General features: G+C 37.3%; 25 protein-coding genes. 4 read left to right on the top strand and 21 right to left on the bottom strand.

Translation table 11 applies throughout. The features are described 5' to 3' along the window. Window positions 1–470: 470 nt before the first annotated feature. The gene (locus AN486_RS16235; protein WP_290601547.1) at window positions 471–638 is read right to left on the bottom strand and encodes a hypothetical protein; all 168 of its coding nucleotides are present in this window, start codon (window positions 636–638) and stop codon (window positions 471–473) included. After that, window positions 610–957: a nucleotidyltransferase domain-containing protein gene (locus AN486_RS16230; RefSeq protein ID WP_290601545.1), complete on the bottom strand. Its 348-nt coding sequence runs from the start codon at window positions 955–957 to the stop codon at window positions 610–612. The genes AN486_RS16235 and AN486_RS16230 overlap by 29 nt, the downstream gene beginning before the upstream one ends. 599 nt (window positions 958–1,556) lie before the next feature. Between AN486_RS16230 and AN486_RS16225 the strand changes: the two genes are divergently transcribed. Genes AN486_RS16225 through AN486_RS16215 form a run of 3 tightly spaced genes read left to right on the top strand, consistent with a single transcriptional unit; the run spans window position 1,557 to window position 2,643 of the window. Continuing rightward, window positions 1,557–1,841: a UPF0175 family protein gene (locus tag AN486_RS16225; protein ID WP_190383303.1), complete on the top strand. Its 285-nt coding sequence runs from the start codon at window positions 1,557–1,559 to the stop codon at window positions 1,839–1,841. Continuing rightward, the gene (locus AN486_RS16220) at window positions 1,842–2,333 is read left to right on the top strand and encodes a DUF3368 domain-containing protein (RefSeq protein ID WP_290601542.1); all 492 of its coding nucleotides are present in this window, start codon (window positions 1,842–1,844) and stop codon (window positions 2,331–2,333) included. It begins immediately after the preceding gene. Between the two features lie 31 nt (window positions 2,334–2,364). After that, window positions 2,365–2,643: a hypothetical protein gene (locus AN486_RS16215; RefSeq protein WP_290601540.1), complete on the top strand. Its 279-nt coding sequence runs from the start codon at window positions 2,365–2,367 to the stop codon at window positions 2,641–2,643. 131 nt (window positions 2,644–2,774) lie between these two features. Here the strand turns inward: AN486_RS16215 and AN486_RS16210 are convergent, their stop codons facing one another. From AN486_RS16210 to AN486_RS16195, 4 genes are all read right to left on the bottom strand, one after another. Continuing rightward, window positions 2,775–3,221 carry a type II toxin-antitoxin system VapC family toxin gene (locus AN486_RS16210; protein WP_290601538.1) on the bottom strand — a complete coding sequence of 149 codons (447 nt, stop codon included), beginning with the start codon at window positions 3,219–3,221 and terminating at the stop codon, window positions 2,775–2,777. A gap of 11 nt (window positions 3,222–3,232) precedes the next feature. Continuing rightward, the gene (locus AN486_RS16205) at window positions 3,233–3,493 is read right to left on the bottom strand and encodes a hypothetical protein (RefSeq protein ID WP_028084293.1); all 261 of its coding nucleotides are present in this window, start codon (window positions 3,491–3,493) and stop codon (window positions 3,233–3,235) included. Window positions 3,494–3,572: 79 nt separating this feature from the next. Continuing rightward, window positions 3,573–3,764 (bottom strand): hypothetical protein, encoded by a 192-nt coding sequence (locus tag AN486_RS16200; protein ID WP_290601535.1) that lies wholly within the window; start codon window positions 3,762–3,764, stop codon window positions 3,573–3,575. Further along, on the bottom strand, window positions 3,754–3,975 hold the full coding sequence (locus AN486_RS16195; RefSeq protein ID WP_168635922.1) for a hypothetical protein: 222 nt from the start codon (window positions 3,973–3,975) through the stop codon (window positions 3,754–3,756). Before AN486_RS16195 ends, AN486_RS16200 begins: the two co-directional genes overlap by 11 nt. A 131-nt stretch (window positions 3,976–4,106) precedes the next feature. On the opposite strand from AN486_RS16195, the gene AN486_RS16190 reads away from it, so the two are divergent. After that, window positions 4,107–4,217: a DUF3368 domain-containing protein gene (locus tag AN486_RS16190; protein WP_269076499.1), complete on the top strand. Its 111-nt coding sequence runs from the start codon at window positions 4,107–4,109 to the stop codon at window positions 4,215–4,217. 45 nt (window positions 4,218–4,262) lie between these two features. Here AN486_RS16190 and AN486_RS16185 read toward each other — a convergent pair whose 3' ends face one another. From AN486_RS16185 to AN486_RS16115, 15 genes are all read right to left on the bottom strand, one after another. Then, complete coding sequence (locus tag AN486_RS16185) at window positions 4,263–4,436, bottom strand: hypothetical protein (RefSeq protein ID WP_290601531.1); 174 nt, start codon at window positions 4,434–4,436, stop codon at window positions 4,263–4,265. Window positions 4,437–4,638: 202 nt separating this feature from the next. Further along, on the bottom strand, window positions 4,639–5,742 hold the full coding sequence (locus AN486_RS16180; protein ID WP_290601529.1) for a glycosyltransferase family 4 protein: 1,104 nt from the start codon (window positions 5,740–5,742) through the stop codon (window positions 4,639–4,641). 148 nt (window positions 5,743–5,890) lie between these two features. Continuing rightward, entirely contained in the window at window positions 5,891–6,985 is a 1,095-nt protein-coding gene (locus AN486_RS16175) for a glycosyltransferase family 4 protein (RefSeq protein WP_290601527.1), read from the bottom strand. Continuing rightward, a complete protein-coding gene (locus tag AN486_RS16170) occupies window positions 6,982–8,247 on the bottom strand; it encodes a hypothetical protein (protein ID WP_290601525.1) in 1,266 nt (421 codons plus the stop codon). The genes AN486_RS16175 and AN486_RS16170 overlap by 4 nt, the downstream gene beginning before the upstream one ends. A 68-nt stretch (window positions 8,248–8,315) precedes the next feature. Beyond that, window positions 8,316–9,275, bottom strand: a complete 960-nt coding sequence (locus AN486_RS16165; protein ID WP_290601523.1) for a glycosyltransferase — start codon at window positions 9,273–9,275, stop codon at window positions 8,316–8,318. Continuing rightward, entirely contained in the window at window positions 9,272–10,408 is a 1,137-nt protein-coding gene (locus AN486_RS16160; RefSeq protein ID WP_290601521.1) for a glycosyltransferase, read from the bottom strand. The genes AN486_RS16165 and AN486_RS16160 overlap by 4 nt, the downstream gene beginning before the upstream one ends. Window positions 10,409–10,452: 44 nt before the next feature. Next, window positions 10,453–11,127, bottom strand: a complete 675-nt coding sequence (locus AN486_RS16155) for an FkbM family methyltransferase (protein ID WP_290601519.1) — start codon at window positions 11,125–11,127, stop codon at window positions 10,453–10,455. A 48-nt stretch (window positions 11,128–11,175) separates the two neighbouring features. After that, the gene (locus AN486_RS16150) at window positions 11,176–12,270 is read right to left on the bottom strand and encodes a glycosyltransferase (RefSeq protein ID WP_290601517.1); all 1,095 of its coding nucleotides are present in this window, start codon (window positions 12,268–12,270) and stop codon (window positions 11,176–11,178) included. Window positions 12,271–12,306: 36 nt separating this feature from the next. After that, window positions 12,307–13,779, bottom strand: a complete 1,473-nt coding sequence (locus tag AN486_RS16145; RefSeq protein ID WP_290601516.1) for a hypothetical protein — start codon at window positions 13,777–13,779, stop codon at window positions 12,307–12,309. After that, window positions 13,776–14,294 carry a DapH/DapD/GlmU-related protein gene (locus tag AN486_RS16140; RefSeq protein WP_290601514.1) on the bottom strand — a complete coding sequence of 173 codons (519 nt, stop codon included), beginning with the start codon at window positions 14,292–14,294 and terminating at the stop codon, window positions 13,776–13,778. Before AN486_RS16140 ends, AN486_RS16145 begins: the two co-directional genes overlap by 4 nt. Before the next feature lie 10 nt (window positions 14,295–14,304). Further along, entirely contained in the window at window positions 14,305–15,168 is an 864-nt protein-coding gene (locus AN486_RS16135) for a methyltransferase domain-containing protein (protein ID WP_290601512.1), read from the bottom strand. Continuing rightward, on the bottom strand, window positions 15,152–15,355 hold the full coding sequence (locus tag AN486_RS16130) for a hypothetical protein (RefSeq protein WP_290601510.1): 204 nt from the start codon (window positions 15,353–15,355) through the stop codon (window positions 15,152–15,154). Before AN486_RS16130 ends, AN486_RS16135 begins: the two co-directional genes overlap by 17 nt. A gap of 41 nt (window positions 15,356–15,396) precedes the next feature. Next, entirely contained in the window at window positions 15,397–15,987 is a 591-nt protein-coding gene (locus AN486_RS16125) for a hypothetical protein (RefSeq protein WP_290601509.1), read from the bottom strand. 102 nt (window positions 15,988–16,089) lie between these two features. After that, window positions 16,090–16,914, bottom strand: coding sequence for a Uma2 family endonuclease (locus AN486_RS16120; RefSeq protein ID WP_290601508.1), 825 nt, complete (start codon window positions 16,912–16,914; stop codon window positions 16,090–16,092). A 78-nt stretch (window positions 16,915–16,992) separates the two neighbouring features. Then, window positions 16,993–17,565, bottom strand: a complete 573-nt coding sequence (locus AN486_RS16115; RefSeq protein WP_290601507.1) for a Uma2 family endonuclease — start codon at window positions 17,563–17,565, stop codon at window positions 16,993–16,995. Between the last annotated feature and the right edge of the window lie 269 nt (window positions 17,566–17,834).

Below are 17,834 nucleotides of genomic sequence, written 5' to 3'. Positions count from 1 at the left end.
ATGATCCAATTTTGTGGGATGGGCATCCTTGCCCGTCCTTGATGATTAGCGGGCAATTCGTCCCGCACCACAAGAAATTTTGGGATATTTTTTTGATTGGAAGTCTCTAATAAACCTGTGCTGCATGAGTTGTCATTGCGAGTGAAAGGAAGCAATCTCTTGACAACCGATAAACCACCTAACGCAAAAATCTCTCAAACCCTTATTCCTCTGTGTCCTCTGCGCCTCCGTGGTTGGTTAATCAGGATAATTTATTTCTTGGAAGTCCCTCACTAAATTATTGGGTCTGACGCACCCTACAAGAGATAAAATCCACATTACATATTGAGTAGGGTGCGTCAGATAGAGGAAATCTGTTTTTTACCAAATTATTGGGTCTGACGCACCCTACAAGAGATAAAATCTACATTACATATTTAGAAAACTTTGTCAATGCGTAAGCACTAGGATCATCTTTTTTGTGGATTTCTCTAAAGTAAATTTCCTTTGGGAGTTTTTGCATTTTTGGCCTGTTGACAATGGTAAACAACAGCATCCAACAGAGATTCTTCATTATTAAGTAACACATAGGCAGCCTTTAAATCTCGCTGGCTCTTGATTAACCACTGTCTAGTTTCTGCAAATTTTGCGTTGTCCATACAGGAGTTTACCCTGACGTATTACTTGATTGACTAGTGAGTTGGCTACATTAGCCTTGGGTTCAACTTCTGAGCGGGTCATCACCAGAATATCTTTTGGAATACCAATACCACGCAAAGCTTTATATGCCTGACGCGCTCGACGATAGCGTGGTTCATCTGATTTTGAGATAATCACCAATAAATCAATATCGCTATTCTCGGTCGGTTCACCGTAAGCATAAGAGCCAAATAAAAAAATCTGTTCTGGTTCGAGCGCGCTCACTAATCGGTTAGTAATTTCATTTAGAAACTGAGTGCTTAAATGCTTGGCAGCCATAAAATTTAACTTACTCTGATACTTTCTCTAAAATACACTAAACACGATGGGGCAATGAACTTTTGCAAAATTTTGAACAACCAAAGCGATCGCCATGATTAATATTAGTTAGGATTTACGCATTGACAAGATTCCCCAAATATGTGAGGTAAATTTTATCCCTTGTAGGGTGCGTCAGACACGATATTTTGACAAAAAAACAGATTCCCTCTATCTGACGTGGTTGGTGAGCTTGCCGAACCACACCCTACTCAATAAGTTATTCCCAAAGCCGAAAACGACGCAATTTCGTTCATTCATATCATGGTAAATTTGTACAGTGCGTAAGTAGGTGAACACAATAAAACCAAACTGTGTAAAGAAATGTAAAATCGCCCAAACCCTCTTCACTCTTGCCTCTTGCCTTTTGCCTTGCCATAACGATAATTTTCAACGCTCACCTACTTAAGTCCTATCTTCTTAGGATTAGGAGAGGGTTAGGGAGAGGTGCGGAGAGAGGTTTACCAGAGGGGTTTCATATTTGGTTAAACACAAAATTAAAAAAGAAATCGCGGATATAATCAGTTAAAATAAAAATGTAGCGTTAGGATATTTTGGTGATGTCGTTAGTAATTTTAGATGAGCAGTTAGAAAGTATTCAGCTTTCAGATGAAGTGAGAAAAAAGGCTTTACAAAAAGCGAAGGAAGGTTATGTGATGACATTATTAGAGGTAGGAGAAATTAGCAGTGGACGGGCGGGTAAAATTCTTGCCATTTCTCGTTTGGAGGTAATAGAAATGATGAAAAAATGGGGGATTTCTCTTTTTGACGATTCCCAGACTTTAGAGGAATTACGTCAAGAAGTGGAACAAGCAGAGTTAATTTTAAATCAGCAGATTTCTTAAATGATTATCGTTTCTGATACAACGCCAATTAGTGAGTTAGCAAAGGTGAATCATCTTGATTTATTGCCGAAACTTTTTGGTAAAGTCACGATTACCCAGGGGGTATTTGATGAATTGCAAGTAGGTGAGCATCCAGCCGCGAAACTTGTACAGAATTTGTCTTGGTTAGAGGTTGCAACAGTAGATAATCAGCAGGTGGTTAAGGAGTTACAACAGTCATTTAAGTTAGATTTAGGAGAGTCAGAAGCTATTGCTTTAGCGGAAGAGATTGGTGCTTCTCAGTTGTTAATTGATGAAAAGGCAGCCCGGAAAGTGGCTATGGCTCGAAAATTGCCTTTAATTGGGACTGTGGGGGTTTTATTATTGGCAAAGCGGCGGGGTGTGTTGGCTAGTGTTAAGGATGTTTTAGATGAGATGCAAGCACAGGGAATGAGAATTTCAGACCGGCTGTATGTGCAGGTTTTGACCTTAGCACAGGAAAAGAAAGTTTGAGGATAGGTCAGGTAATTTATCTCGTGAGCAGTTGTTAGTGAGATTTCAATGGCGAACTGCTGACGCGATCGCTATGAGTAGTATTTTTAGAAAAGGTAAGTATAGATTAGTATGGCTGGTTTTAGCGATCGCCCTTGGTTTATCTACTACAATTCCTGTGAGGATAGCGATTGCTTTTCACGAAACTTCCTTACCCCAGGTAATTTTTGTGTTGAGGGGTGATTATAAAAGAATGGAATTTGCCGCCCAGCTTTGGCGATCGCACAAAGATTTTCATTTTCTGGTAAAGATTTCTAAGTATAATGGGTGACGAGAACATTTTGGATCATTACAGTCAAAACGGCTTAATCATTTTTTGTGATTAAATTCCATAGCGAACTACTTGCAGCAGCGTTTCGCGATCGCTCATTTTCTTCAAGCTGGGTTTAAAATGGAGTGAATTTACACCCATGATTCCAAGGGAAAAGGCTGTACTTGATGAATACGCCTAAAATCGCTATCAGCAGAAACGAGAGTGAGATTGTGTTGAATTGCTGTTGCTGCTATCCAAAGATCATGATCGCTAAATCCCAAATTTTCAATGCTAAAATTACGATGTTTGCTTTTCTCTTGGGGAGCAAAATAATTAAAAACCGATGATTTTAGACGACTGTAGATAATGGCAGTTTCTTCATCAATAAAATATAAATCAACGTCGGACAAAAAAACCTGAACTGCACCTAAATTTTGAGATTTTAGTGCTGATTTTTCTGTCATATATAGCAGTTCTGCATAAGTGATAATGCTAATGCCAATGGTAACAGAGGAGGAAGATTTTAAGGTATCGGTAACTTGAGGATTACCATTAATAATGTAGCTACAGTGATTAGTATCGAGCAAATAAGACATAGTGACAAAAATTAAAACTGCGTTTGAGAACGAGTTTCTTCAACTAAACGCAGACAATCTTCCAAATCATCACCATGCCAAGTTCCAGTATAATGTAGTAAATCACCTGCTTTTTTACCTCGCTTAATGGGAGAAATACGACGTAATGGGCGTTGATTTACGGTGCTTTTTTCCTGAATAGAGTCAATAAAATCACTAACTAAGGAAAGCTGTTCTGGTGCTAGTTGGGATATCTGTTGTTCAACTTTTTGATGTAGTTCTAAATAAGTCATGTTTACCTCGGTTTTATAGAAAGACAAAATACTTGGTTGATTCTATTTTATCTCATAGTCATACCTTCGGTGCGCTTCGCTATCGCTCTTGCAAAAAAGGGATTGTGGTTACACCTCTTGCTGTACCTTCAGCAGGTGATAGAATTTCCACAGAAATTAAGATTACTCTGTTTTGTTTGGCTTCTCTAAGAGCTTGCATTGTGGTAGATTTAGAGAAGATTAATGCACTGACAATTACATTTGTATCAATTACGATACGGTTAGTTTTCATCCTTGAGAATAGATTCTAAAATTTCTGTGGTCATTCCCTTAGCAATGGCTTGTTGACTCGCTTCTTCCATGATATCTAAGAGTGGTTTTTGACTGACTGCTTTTTGCAGCATTATGTTGAGAAATATTTGGATTTTTTGCTGTTTTTCTGGTTCTGCTTCTCGGTACGCTTTGGCAATTTCTGGCTCAACTTGAATGGTAATGTTTTCCATGATAAGTTACAAGTTAATTAGTCTAGTTTTATTATAGCGATCGCCAGCTATTTCTGTTTTACAGTATTACCTATCCTGAATTATCTTAATCTCCTCTTCTATTAACCTATACAATTTGTACACTATAGGGTGTGTTGGCTAGTGTTAAGGATGTTTTAGATGAGATGCAAGCACAGGGAATGAGAATTTCAGACCGGCTGTATGTGCAGGTTTTGACTTTAGCACAGGAAAAGAAAGTTTGAGGATAGGTAAGGTAATTTATCTCGTGAGCAGTTGTTAGTGAGATTTCAATGGCGAACTGCTGACGCGATCGCTATGAGTAGTATTTTTAGAAAAGGCAAGTATAGATTAGTATGGCTGGTTTGAGCGATCGCCCTTGGTTTATCTACTATAATTTGTGAGGACAGCGGTCGCGTCAGCGCTGCTGCAAGCAGTTCGCTACTATTGTCCTTGGTAGTCAATGGATTGTGGTTACACCTCTTGCTGTACCTTCGTCGGGGGACAAGTCAAAATCTCAGGTGCGGGTGTTGCGGGATTGTGGGCGACAGCGAAGCGCTCCGTAGGAATCGCTTGTGTGGATTGTGATTTGGCGAACTGGAGCTAGTTTGAACCCTCAGCTAAAATTATCCAAAATTAGCTAAAGAAAGCTGATATTTTGGAACTTTATTGCTTCAGGACTTGTTCATATACAGTTCTGGTCTCATCAATCATCCTCTCAATTGTAAATTCCTCTAAAAATTTTTGTCTACCTGCTTCACCCATCTGCTGACGCAGATCAGGAGATTCAATCAAGGTGGAAAGGGCTTTAGCTACTTCTTTTACATCTTTGTCAGGTACTAACAAACCCGTTTTACCATGTTCGACTTCTTCAGGAATACCATTAACCTTAGTTGCAATCACTGGTAAGCCAGCCCGCATTGCCTCTAAAATGCTTATAGGCAGGCCTTCATAGTGCGTGCAAAGAATAAAAATTTGCGATTGAGCTAGTAATTGAGGAACATCTGCGCGATCGCCTAAAAAAGAAACTTGATCTTGAATTCCCAAAGATTTAGCTAAATCTTTACATGATTCCCAAGCAGATCCACTACCAACCAAGTCAAGATGGATAGATTGATCACTGAGTTGAGCGATCGCTTTGAGTAAAGTGGCTTGATCTTTTGGTTCATTAAAACGTGCCACCATAATTAACCGGGCAGGTTGGTGAGCAGGATTAGCTAGAGAAACAGGAATATCGTTGATCCCGTTATGAACGGTTACTAATGAATTTTGGTTACTAACACCAAGACCTAGGGCTAGGTGGCGATTAGTTTCGGAAACACAAATTATCTTTTTTGCTAATGGTGCAGCTAATTTCTCACTAAGTAAAACAATCCATCGGCGAATGGCAGGATTTCCCGGACTAAACCCCCAACCATGAGCAGTGAAAACCACGGGAACTTTACATATCCAACCGGCAACACGAGCAATAAGTCCAGCTTTACTGCTATGGGCATGAATTAAATCCGGCTTAATTTCTTTAATTAAAGATATACATTCCTTAATTGCAAGATAGTCATGGAATAAATTTATAGAACGAATTAGATTCGGCAGCAAATGTACAGGTACATTAATTGCGGCTATTGATTCGGTCAGTGACCCCTCAGTGCTAGTAGCAAGATGTACATTGTACTCTTGTTGAAAACCCTTAATTAAATCGAGAACATTAGATTGAGCGCCACCAAATTCAGATTGGGTAATTATGTAAAGTAGAGATTTTTTTAAAAACATAAGCTTGTGATTTATTTCAATTCTCGCTACAGCATCACTGATAAACGTAAAATCACGGATTTGTTGTCCATCACCGTATTATCTTGTGCGCCGCCCAAAACAAGATGTGTAATTATGTGTATAACTTTGAGCATTATGTTTTACTGTGTTATTGCGTATTTTCTAATAACGATTGGTATAACTCAAGATGTTGATCAAACGTCTTCTGAATATCAAATTCTAAAGATCTAATATGAGCATTTCTGCCCATTTCCATTCGTAGTCTTGCGTCTGCAAGTAACTTACTTAAGCAGGTAGCAATATCATCTTCAGATTTAGGATCTATTAAAAACCCCGTCTTAGGTATTTCTGTAAAATCGTCTAGAACTACCTCTCTCAAACCAGAAACATTACTAACAACCACTGGCAAAGAGGCTGCCATTGCCTCTACTACAGCTATACCAAATCCTTCCCAAGAAGATGTAATTAAAAAAATATCAGATTGGTTGAGTAATTCGGGAATATCTTCGCGGAAACCAAGAAATTTAACCTTATATTCAAGATTAAGCTCATTAACAAGTCTCTTTAAATGTGGTTCTAAAACCCCAGAACCAACAATCCAATATTCAAAGTTATGAGTAGATATTCTATTTAATGCTCGGATGGCAGTTTCATAATTTTTTACACTGACTAATCTTCCTACAGATAAGATAACAAGAGTTTTTTCTTTGGGAAAAGAAATAGTTGATAACGAATATCTCTTAATGTCAACGCCATTATAGATAACAACTATTTTTTCATTCAATTGGGGTTGTGATTGGAGTAGAGATTCAGATGTACCCATACTAATACATATTATTTTTCTGTAGTGATCATAAAAAAATTTATCGATCAATCTTCCATACCAAATACCTCTTCTGGAATTGTAGGTACTATGTTCAGTGGTAACAAAGTAGGCTTTCAAGCTTAATATGCTGCTTATTATCGGGGTGTAAAGTTGTGAAGGAAATAAATGTACATGAATAATATCTAAATCTTTCCATTCAGGCGCGGATAAGAAATCGTAAAGTTTAAATAATACTTGTATTCGGTATGGGTTCTTAAAATTTAGAGCATAAGTATTTTCTAAACATTCATTAGGGAGAGACATTAAACTCAAAGCATGACTATCAATTCCATTTTCAAGACTCATTTTATGTAGGTCAAGAACGAGTTTTTCCGCTCCACCTCCTTTTAAAGAGTTAATAATGTGTAATATTTTCATGGTAATTTTTCAGGTGTCAGTTTAATGTTATGAATGGCATCTCTAGTATTGCTAGTATTGAGTTTATTTTCTAAGTAAAAAAATAATAAAAACATAAAAGCTGACCACATTGATTTTGTGTGACCATAAGTTTGAGTAGCTATAAATATGTAAAAATAAATAGATGTAGCGCTAAAAGATAACCAATAGTTGCTTTTAACTTTCCTTACTATAAAAAAATAAAGAACACTTAGAAAAACTAAAAAAGTAATCAAACCAATTAATCCTGAACTGGACAAGTTTCTTAAAATTTCATTGTGTGGATTTGTGGTGAAAAATCCTTTCCCAAAAAAAATATTTTTATCAGTGGATTGAAATATTTCAATACTTTCACTCATAATACTAATTCTGTGACTGTCTTCTTGAATGCCTGAACCTAATAATCTATCAATAAATACTTCTCTTACAGTTGGAAATAATATATAAATCACTAAAAAAAATGCTGAAAATATTGATATAGTCTTCACTGATTTCCAGATCGCTGCCAGTGAATTTTTCAGTTTATTTTGATCCAATACTAAGACTAAGGATGCTATTACACAAGACAAGATGAATGAGACTATAGCAGTTCTGGATAAAGTTACAATAGCAGCAATAATAATTAGAATAAATGCAAAAACTTCAAATATTTTTGTTTGTTTTGAAAAATTATGATCGGCAAAATTTGGTAGATAAAATAGAATAGTCATCATTAAGCCGAGCGCAGTCATGTTAGGGTCAACAATGCTTTCATTAGCCCCTGTATTTACATCATTATTAAAGCTACTACCAGAAACAGAATCAAATCCTAGATAAATTCGCTGGACGTTATCAATACCAAAGAATATAGCTTGAGATATGAGGAGTAAAGCAACTATCGTAGCGATTACCAGCAAGGCAGTTCTGAAAGATTGAATTTTATGATAAGCTGCAATTGGAGCTAAGAAACAAGTCAGAATGTAGCCTAATGTAATTAACCATTGACCAGTAGAAAAAAGAAGCTCGTCAGAAAAAATGACTGACAAAAAAGTTGCAATTAGGTATAGCCATAAACTCATTAATAGTACAGTAGGATAATAGTTTTTTAGCTGTAGTATTTTTGGGACAACTAATATCAATAAAATAATACCTAAAAGAATATCAAGCTTTGTACCAAGAATAGGAATGGGATAAGGTCCACTTGGAATGAATGCTATATAGCCTAAAAAAACTATATAAGTAAAATTATCTATAATGCTTTTCATGCGGTATTATATGTGTAACAAAATGTAGAGATATGTGTAAATACAATGGTAAATTTTACCTCTAAAATCTACACGGATAATTCCAAATTTTGTAAGTAACGCCTCAAGTTTTTTAACTGATTCACACTAATTGGTAGGAAAGTTGCTATTAGATATATAATAGATTTAAGCTGTTTGGAATTCATTTGAATTGAATGAAGATACATTTCTCGTGCTTCTACTCTAGCACCACGGCTCATTAGTAAATGTCCAAGAGTCATATAAACGTTAGCAATTGCTTGTTGCCGCAAATCACCCAAACGCTCAGGTTCTCTTAAGATTGCTCCTTCAATAACTGTTAATCTACTCTTTAGAGAACGTTCAATTATGCTTGTACTAGTCATGCTAGTTGAATGACGACGATACTTGACTAAAGGCTTATCAATAAAGCCTACTGGATATTTTGCAGAGATTCGTAGCCACATATCCCAATCAGCAACAGATTGTAAAGACATATCTTCTTCAAAAAAGCCGACATTTTCAAATATGTCTCGCCTAATTACTGGGGTTGGACAAGGTATAAAGTCTTGCAGTAGCAATGGACGTAAAACATCACCTGAAATCATAGAAGCACTCTGACTAAACAGATGTAAATTTTGATTAGAGTTGTTTTCAAAGATTAGACCATCAGAGTATACCCAAGCTAAGGAGGGTTCTGTTTGAAGTAACTGGGTCTGAACTTCTAGTTTTTCAGGTAACCACAAATCATCAGCATCTACACAGGCAATGTATCTTCCCCTAGCCGCACGAATACCAGTATTCCTTGCTGAACCTACCCCACCATTGTTTTTATATAGATATTGAACTTGTGATTTATAATTTTTTACTATCTCTGCTGTTCCATCAGTTGAGCCATCATCGACAACAATGACTTCAAAATCCTGAAATGTCTGATTTAAAACACTATCAATAGTTTCAGCAATCCAAGGGGCTGCGTTATATGCTGGAATAATAACGGATACTGTGGGATTGGTAGCAGTGTTCATCATTTTAGACCTAATTCGGTAAACAGTTGTTTGAAACGAGCATGATAAGTGTGTTCAGCTAATGCACGATTATAGCCTGCTTCACGCACTTTCTCTGCTGCTTCTGGGTGTGTAAGATAATAGCAAACCTTATCTAACAATTCCTCTTGATTGTGGTAAACAATAACTTCTTTATCAGGTTCAAAGAATTCTGTTAGCTCGTCTGTGTAACCTGTACAGTAGAGCGCTCTACTCATAGGTGCTTCAAACTCTCGCAAATGCAAATGTCGTTTTACTGATTGAATAGGATCATGCTTGTCATAAACCTCCAAAAAACCAAGACAAATTTTGCTTTGACTGTAAAGGCGGATTAGATCTTCATCTGAGACTGGAGGATGTACATTTTTAGCAAACCGAGTGCTTAAATAACGACGAAAATCATGGTCAGATAGCAAAGCTGAGGCGCGTGACTGTTTTTCTGGATAAGTAGCAATTAGTGCCTGAAGCAGGAATAGGTAGCGTTTGGTAATAGAACGTAAAGGAGTTTTTGCTCCCCATTGCCAACCAGGACCATATGCATGAATATCTATGCCATTTTCTAGCAAATGATAAATATAACGTGCGCGTAGTGCATAATTAGCTCCAACAAATGAAACGTCTATAGTGCGAGAAAGATTGTAAGGTTTAAAATATTTTGGATTGGAAGCCATTTGCCACCAAATAGGTTTAGCACCAATTGCCAAAAATTTTTCACGAGCAGCTTTTTCTGCGTGCAGATTATAGTCAAAATGAAGGGCAAGCTCGTCTACTAAATCAAATTGGTGAATGTTATTACAGGAAAAGTTACAGGTGGGTACGCCTAATTTAGAGATGTCATCAATAATTCCTGGGTCAATCATGCCATCCATTAGGTAGGCAAAGAACATGTCAAAATGTTTTTTATCATGTTCCCGCTTAAATGTATCCAACATCTTATGGCTGAAAGTAGCACGCGCTTTTGCATCATTGCGCTGCATTGCTCGCCTTCCTTCTTCTGCAGGAAACAACACAACTTCATGACCCATTTCAATTAGAGGCTCATAGAGATTTCTATACCATGTTTGATTATTGCTTAAAGATAGATTAGTCGATGATTCAATAACTTGAAATACTCTCATATAAAGTAACTATTTTTGACTACTTTGTTATCAGCAAAGCAAAATTAATTAGTTTTTAAGCGCCAATTCTCCCAAATAAAAGGATAATCATATGTAATAAAATGTGTTTTTTTCAAGGATTGACGTAGATTTTCTCTAAGAAGTTCAGCATTAGGATAAAAATCATGAAACTGAACTTGTAAATCTTGAATTTTCAGGATTATTTCTTCCTCAATCAACCTTGTTAACAGGGGATATTCACCACCTTCAATATTGATCTTTATCAAATTAATAAATTCGATGTTTTCTTTTTGTAGAAATATCTTAATATCTCTTAATTCAATAGACAAATAAGTATTGCTTAGTTTGTATGTACTTGAAGCATCACTTAAAATTGCTATATTCTCGGTTTTATTTTCATTGGAAAGACCAAAATTATAAACTTTAACTTTTGGATTATTGCGAAATCTATTAACTACAAGACTGTAGTATTCAGATACTGGTTCAAAAATGTAAATAAAAGGATTATAACGTTTTATAATCTCATCAGACCAATCACCTCTATACCCACCCACATCAAAGACTACACTCTCTTCAGTAAGAGGATAATTAACTCTCAGAGTTGTATCGCCTTTATCTTGAAACCATTTACTAGCCGTTACTGTTAATGGCTCGCGAAGAATGTACAGCTTGTAGTATGTATTCAGACGACCGTTGATTTTCTTCAATATATCTTTCATGGTTTTTCCTATACAATAAATATGCTGAAATCTCTACACTAGTTTTGATTAAAAAGCTTCAATTCCTAGAGATGAAAGCACTAACTTGGCGCGGTGTACATATGTATGACTGTGTAATACTGCTTTGTAACCTGCCTGCCTATATTTGGTATTAAGCCCTTCATCATTTAGTAATAAATGAACCATCTCATAAAATTCATTCACTGAAGTTGGTACTAATAATTCCTCTTCTGTAAACCATTCTCTGTAAGCAGGTGTTGCATCTGTAATGGTCATACCACCGCTACCCAATACCTTGAAAACCCTTTCATTAATATCAATACCCATCAACGATACATGAGGTTCATTTACCGTGGGTGAAAGTTTTGCTTGGTGGTATAGGGAAGGTTCTTGTTTCTCAGGTAATTGCCCACCATAACCAGCGTAGGGCCAAGGTGAGTAACCAAATACTTTCAACTTTTCCTGATAAGGTTTAAGATAAATATCAAATTGTTGTGCTTTGTAAGGCCAGTAACCACCAACAAAAGCCATATCAATGCTATCAAATTCTGGACAAAAGGGCGGATTGACGTGATACAAACTCGTATCACAAGCGAGAGGTACAGAAACTAATTTGGCTCCATGCTGAATCCAATTTTGGTAGTATTCAAAGCTAGATTCTGGCGAAATTGTAAAAATAAATGTAGGCTCAGAAGAAAGAATTTTATTATTTAGCTTGGGAGTCCAAGAATTATTCGGCAGTTTATTATGCTGATAAAAATTAACGTCATCTTTGAACCAAGTCGCCACCCAAACACAATGACGATATCGTTTCAATGCTGCCAAATTCACTTTGTCTAAGTAAATATAATCTGAGCCAGAAATCCAGCAGATTGGATTTGGTATATCTGGTAATCGTTTTGCCAAATCAGAGGCGCTGATGAGTAAATATGGAATACCAAGTTGTTCAAAGCCTCTACACCAACCCATTCGACAGGTTGTTCCTGCATTTGGAATTGATTGATTAAATGATTTTCCACAGATAAGTACAAACGTCAAAGGCGAGTTATAAGGATCGAGTTTTCCACGTTCTTGATGAATGAATGGACCTTGCTCCTGTCGTATTCGCCGTTTCAGCTTTTTCCATAAGTCTGGTAGTTGCATACTAATCTCTCAAATAATAGATAAATATTGTACTGGTTAATTTTGGGTTTTAACTATGCTACTTTTAGAAAAAATCCACTCCCGTGCCAGAATAAATTGAGCGAACAACATATAAATCCCTGTAATGGTCAATGACATAAATGATTGAAGAACAGTTGGATCAAGAAATATTCGGCTTAATAATTCCATCATTAGCATCAGTGGTAGTGCCAAAGCTCCTGCCTTGCCTAATCTTCGCCAGGGCAAACGGAGAGGAAAGTCGATACCTAAATTGAAAGCCGTTATTAACATTGTTACAAACATTGCTAAAAAAAGAGCGATCGCAGTCCCTAAAAGCGGCTGCCAAGGTGCAAGTAGGAGAGTCCCACCAATCGCTACTAAAGCCCCAAAAAAATTTGATATCATTAATCGGCGTGTATCTAGTAAAGCAAATGAAAACGAAACATAAGCAGCGTAGACCATGAGAGCTAATTGAGTTAAAACTCCCCAGAGGGACAGCCAGCTAACCTGGTGAAATGACTCACTCACCAAAAGTCGAGCTAAAAATGGACCGCCAAATCCGATAAAGCTTCCCATTAAAATAATGCTTGGGAAATAAGCACTGATATAACGATTCCAGGCTTGGGCTTTTTGATGAGTATCAGTAAAAGCAATATCTCGGTAAAAGATTGGTTGGTAATATTCAGTGAATACTGTCTCAAACATTTTCATTGGAGCTACTCCAATTGTTAGTCCAATTGTAAATAGACCAATGGTAGCTGCATCGGTAAAGCCTACTAATACAAAGCGGTATCCATTTGTCTGCATCCAGTAAAAACCGGTAGTAATAATCAGCGGCCAAGAAAAAACGAACACTGATCGCACATCGAACCCTGCTGTATTACCAGACTTAATGAATTGGACAGATTGTTGTTTTGGCAACTTTAAAATAGCTAACCCAGACGGAATCATCACTGCAATTTGACCAAGAAGTAATCCAGTCATCCAGTATTCAGCTTGCTTACCACCCCACACAATTAACCCAAGGGCAGCACCTAAACCCAACCACAGGCTTAGATTCATGAAGATTACATATAAAGAACGGTATCCGAGAGTATTAAGAATAGTGATAAAAGTTACGTTAAGTGTGTTAAATAGCAAGCTAGCTATGACTAACCAAAGCAACCAGCCCATGTGGATAGGTGTACCAATACCTATAGTGAAATGGACTAAAGCAAGAATTGCAGTTGCTAAAACTGCTACTCCAGCTAAGAACAGGCCAAATCTTTGCAAAACTTCATTCAGCTTTTTTTCTGCATACCATTCAACCGTTTGTCGAAACACATAGTTATTCACTGGGCTAATCAGTAGCAAGACAAACCACGAAGTCACACTCAATACCAAGTTTACCCGCCCAATTTCGTTAGGTTCAAGCATTGCTGTTGATAAACGGACAGCTACTAAGGATTGAACAGCTATCACAACCCGTCCCACGAAAATAAGAATCAAGTCTATTTGGCGCTTTTTCATTCGTCCTTATCTCCAGAGACAGTTTCTACTACCTGCCTTTCTCTAATGACCCTAGCTGGGATGCCAATCACTACTTTTTTTTCAGCTACGTTATGAGTAACTACTGCTCCTGCTCCTACGATGGCATGGTCACATATTTCGACTCCAGGTAGAATAATTGCACCAGCACCAATCCAAACATCTTCCCCAATAAATACTGGTTTATGCAGACCTGTTTTTCTCATCAAAGGCGCATTAGAGTCATGGGCTGTTGTCAAAATATATACACCACTCGCAATCATCGTTCCGCGACCAACACTAACACCACCAATACCCATAATTCTCACACTCGGACCAAATGAGACCTCATCAGCGAGAGTTAGTCGTTCTGGACATTCCACATACAACCCTGGACTTATAACAATTTCTTTACCACAGTGGCTAAACTTTTTACTCAACCTTCTAATTCTGATTTTTTCTAGTAGCAAGTAGATTTTCTCAACTGGAAACCATCCGAGGAAGTCTATAAGTTGCATAAATTATCATTTACAAAAAAACAGGCACACCATCTTTAATTAGATACTTACGCCCACAACAATGACAATCATAACTAGTTTCTGTCTTAGTTAATTTTTCCCGATCATATGGACAACATAATAGCGGCTCTAAGTCCGCCAGCGTTACACGAGCACTTAATGTGGCTCTATGTTTGCGGCGAAAAGAACGATACCATTCCAAGAGGGTTTTATTTTCCATCAGATTTGAAACCACATTTGCTTTCACCGCATCCTTCAGCGCACGGACTAAAACTCCTATCTTCTGCTTCTCGATGCGTTCCTGTAGCAACCTTTCTGATATTGGTTCTACAAGAACAGACTCAATATCTGGACATATTTCATATTTAATTTTATCGTTCCACTCAAGCATTACAGTGAATAAATCCCAGTAATGCCTAATAATGAAATGATCGCTCATCGCATGAAAATAAAGTCTATCGAAGGAACCTGTGATACTACTATCTTTAGTTTTAGGATGGATCAACAATTTACCTTGAGTGTTGGTAATATACCATTGGTGCTGAGGCACATCAAGTACACGCTCTAATACGGGATTAGGGCATTCAAGGTATCCTGCTTTAGAAACCCTTGACATCTCATCAAGAAAGGCTCCAGGATTATCCGTGTGTTCTATAACATGAACACAATAAACATAATCGAATGCTTTATCTGCAAATGGTAATCTTTCTCCATCAGCAACAATTAATGGACGTTTATCTTTGTATATTTCTTGTCCAGAACGATGACCTAAATCATCTATATAAAATCTATCAACTAAGACATCAGCACGTACCTGGGGGCTACCCCCAGAGCCAATTTCTAAAACCAGAGCATCATTAGGTAAATGAATCACGATAATTATCCTTATCTAAGCTTACATAATAGACAGTTAATTTTAAATCTACTTCTGCCAATGCAGGCAGAATATCGGTTTTCTCCATCAGTATTGGTTGGCGATATAAATTCGCAATAATCCCCCTCAGTTTATCAATTGATTTAATAAATGACAACTTTTTCTTGAAATTTAATTTATTTAGCATGAGCTAATTTTACTTTTAGGCATATTTCCTGGCATAAATAACTAACTTTGTCCAAAAACATAGTTAAGTCCGGCAAATAATTTATCTAAATTAGATATACTATACTCTTGGATATTTTTAATAAAATCCTGTTCTCGTAGTTGTCCAAATTCCCATATTTTACCATTAGAAACAATACCATATAATAATTGTTCCGGTTGATTATTTAGCTTCTGAGCGGCAATTAATTCGGCTAAACATTGTCCCCAACCTTCCTCAAAGTTGTCTTTTTTAGCTTTTACTAATATTAAATAAGGAGACTCAAAAACAATTTTACCTCTAGGTGATCTTTTAGCAACAATATAATCAGGGATACCTGATAGTCTTTCATCAAAATTTAATGGCTGATGACTCCATATTAATAACTCATCTTTATACTTTTGCCAAATTTCAATTAAAATAGGAAAAATAACTCCTTCACAAATGGCATACTCTGAGTTAAATACAACTCCTTCCCGTAAAACCAATTCAAAACGATTACGAAAGTAATCATCAATCTCTAAGGGATTTTCTTGGATGAAATTCTCTTCTTGATAAGTTAAAGGAAAGTCCCCTAAGACTTGGGCAATATTTTTGTACTGATTATAAGACATGATTTTGCTCTTTGGGGAGTATGGTTTGTATGCCGGGTTATTTCATTCTAGATTTTGCCAATGGTGATTTTAGAGAAATTCTTGATAGTTTTTTCGATTCTACTAGAGTTCATGGGGATTTATTCCCTTTGCCCGTAATTGTGCCAGCAACTTCTCCATTCTCTGTTGTTCTTGTGCTAGTAATAATTCTGCTCCCTCTGCTCTTTGTAGAGCTTCCTGAGCTTGCTGTTGTGCCTCCTTGGCTTGCTGTTGTGCTTCCTGAGCTTGCTGTTGTGCTTCCTGAGCCAGTTCATGCTCCGTAGGTAAAAGAACCCCATCCAAAGTTGCCCACCGACACCAAACAGTATCGGCATAGCCAAACACCCCCGACCACTGCACTAAGGCTAACCCTAACTGCTTACTAACCAGTCTATTTTGGTCATCGGGAATTATCGGTTCATAACCATCACTGCCCATACTAAACCCAGCAAAATCACTAGGGTTAAAGGGATCAAACCAGAAATACTCTGGTACTCGCAGCCGTTTTTGGTAAATTTCCTTTTTCTCTGTTTTATCCCGCGACGCGGTGCTTGAAGACAGTAACTCTACTACAACATCTGGACTTTTACCCTCTTCCCAAGTTACCCAGCATTTACGCTCACCTTTGGGAACGTCTAGCACAGCAAACATATCTGGACCGCGAAAATCATGATTTTTTAATTGATGGGGGCTAAAATAAACAAACATATTTCCGCCCACAAAGGCATTGCGATCGCGTAGCCAATATGACAAAGGATCAACTAGTAAATCCATTTGCATTTTATGGCGGTAAGTCTCCATGGGAATCCCATCATCGTAGAGTAATTCGTCTTGTGTCGGCGGCTTAACAAAATCTGGTGATAAACTATCTATCTGTGTATTTAGTTTAGACAATGTTGATTCAGTCATATATCCTGCGATAGCATTCCCATAGGGACTAATTTAACATTGGTGGCGGGGAGATAACTTCTCTAAGGTATTGCTTAGTTAAGCCATTCTCAACCAGCCAAATACATCATCAACAGTTAATTTTAACTCTACTCCCGCCAATACAGGCAGAATATCGGTTTTTTCCATCAGTATTGGTTGGCGATCGCATAAAAATACTAGAATACTTAAATCATCAGGATCAAGAAACCATCCTAATTTACATCCATGCTCCATACAATACAAGATATTGCCAATCACTTTATTTGATTTCTGTTCAGGAGAGAGAATCTCAATTACCCAATCTGGAGACTGTTCAAATCTATCTGGGACTTCTCCACTGCTAAGGAAAGGAATATGTTCCCATGTAAAAACTGCTATATCGGGAACAATTGACCTACTACCAAAGCTACACCTGAGTTCAGGAAAAGCATAGGCAATTTTTTCAGATTCACTCACCAAATTAATTTCGCTGCTAAGTTTCCCTTGCAGTCGGCTGTGTCTTCCTTTAGGCATGGGTTTTTGAATAATATCTCCATCCAAGAACTCTGACGCAGGCTTGGTCTCCGGCATCATTAAGAACTTTTCTAATGTAATATCTTTTGTAATATTTTTTACGGCACTGATGGTCATATATTTATGATTGGGGTAGCCGACTGTGGAAATCGTTTAAGGGAATGTAGGAATAGGTGGACTTGGTTTGTGTAGTCGCGTATCCCTGACGGGAGCCGGAGGCATCTTTATAATCGCCGGAAACTTTTCAAACATCCTCTGAGATAATTATATCCTATAGATCAGAACTTGCGAAACGTATAAATTCTTCCCTACGAGGGAATGGGGGGTCAAAGCCTCTCTCCGCACCTCTCACTAACCCTCTCCTCTTAGGGAACACCAAAAAATAA

The organism is Anabaena sp. AL93, from assembly GCF_001672085.1.
GTDB lineage: Bacteria > Cyanobacteriota > Cyanobacteriia > Cyanobacteriales > Nostocaceae > Dolichospermum > Dolichospermum heterosporum.
This window is presented reverse-complemented; position numbering and strand designations above follow the sequence as displayed.

Bases quoted from the DNA above. Each gene is read 5' to 3' on its own strand.
- AN486_RS16165 (WP_290601523.1), bottom strand. From the start codon at position 9,275: ATGATGAACACTGCTACCAATCCCACAGTATCCGTTATTATTCCAGCA.
- AN486_RS16230 (WP_290601545.1), bottom strand. From the start codon at position 957: ATGGCTGCCAAGCATTTAAGCACTCAGTTTCTAAATGAAATTACTAAC.
- AN486_RS16150 (WP_290601517.1), bottom strand. From the start codon at position 12,270: ATGCAACTACCAGACTTATGGAAAAAGCTGAAACGGCGAATACGACAG.
- AN486_RS16115 (WP_290601507.1), bottom strand. From the start codon at position 17,565: ATGACCATCAGTGCCGTAAAAAATATTACAAAAGATATTACATTAGAA.
- AN486_RS16225 (WP_190383303.1), top strand. From the start codon at position 1,557: ATGTCGTTAGTAATTTTAGATGAGCAGTTAGAAAGTATTCAGCTTTCA.
- AN486_RS16180 (WP_290601529.1), bottom strand. From the start codon at position 5,742: ATGTTTTTAAAAAAATCTCTACTTTACATAATTACCCAATCTGAATTT.
- AN486_RS16235 (WP_290601547.1), bottom strand. From the start codon at position 638: ATGGACAACGCAAAATTTGCAGAAACTAGACAGTGGTTAATCAAGAGC.
- AN486_RS16175 (WP_290601527.1), bottom strand. From the start codon at position 6,985: ATGAAAATATTACACATTATTAACTCTTTAAAAGGAGGTGGAGCGGAA.
- AN486_RS16220 (WP_290601542.1), top strand. From the start codon at position 1,842: ATGATTATCGTTTCTGATACAACGCCAATTAGTGAGTTAGCAAAGGTG.
- AN486_RS16145 (WP_290601516.1), bottom strand. From the start codon at position 13,779: ATGAAAAAGCGCCAAATAGACTTGATTCTTATTTTCGTGGGACGGGTT.
- AN486_RS16160 (WP_290601521.1), bottom strand. From the start codon at position 10,408: ATGAGAGTATTTCAAGTTATTGAATCATCGACTAATCTATCTTTAAGC.
- AN486_RS16155 (WP_290601519.1), bottom strand. From the start codon at position 11,127: ATGAAAGATATATTGAAGAAAATCAACGGTCGTCTGAATACATACTAC.
- AN486_RS16120 (WP_290601508.1), bottom strand. From the start codon at position 16,914: ATGACTGAATCAACATTGTCTAAACTAAATACACAGATAGATAGTTTA.
- AN486_RS16195 (WP_168635922.1), bottom strand. From the start codon at position 3,975: ATGGAAAACATTACCATTCAAGTTGAGCCAGAAATTGCCAAAGCGTAC.
- AN486_RS16170 (WP_290601525.1), bottom strand. From the start codon at position 8,247: ATGAAAAGCATTATAGATAATTTTACTTATATAGTTTTTTTAGGCTAT.
- AN486_RS16205 (WP_028084293.1), bottom strand. From the start codon at position 3,493: ATGACTTATTTAGAACTACATCAAAAAGTTGAACAACAGATATCCCAA.
- AN486_RS16140 (WP_290601514.1), bottom strand. From the start codon at position 14,294: ATGCAACTTATAGACTTCCTCGGATGGTTTCCAGTTGAGAAAATCTAC.
- AN486_RS16125 (WP_290601509.1), bottom strand. From the start codon at position 15,987: ATGTCTTATAATCAGTACAAAAATATTGCCCAAGTCTTAGGGGACTTT.
- AN486_RS16200 (WP_290601535.1), bottom strand. From the start codon at position 3,764: ATGAAAACTAACCGTATCGTAATTGATACAAATGTAATTGTCAGTGCA.
- AN486_RS16130 (WP_290601510.1), bottom strand. From the start codon at position 15,355: ATGCTAAATAAATTAAATTTCAAGAAAAAGTTGTCATTTATTAAATCA.
- AN486_RS16210 (WP_290601538.1), bottom strand. From the start codon at position 3,221: ATGTCTTATTTGCTCGATACTAATCACTGTAGCTACATTATTAATGGT.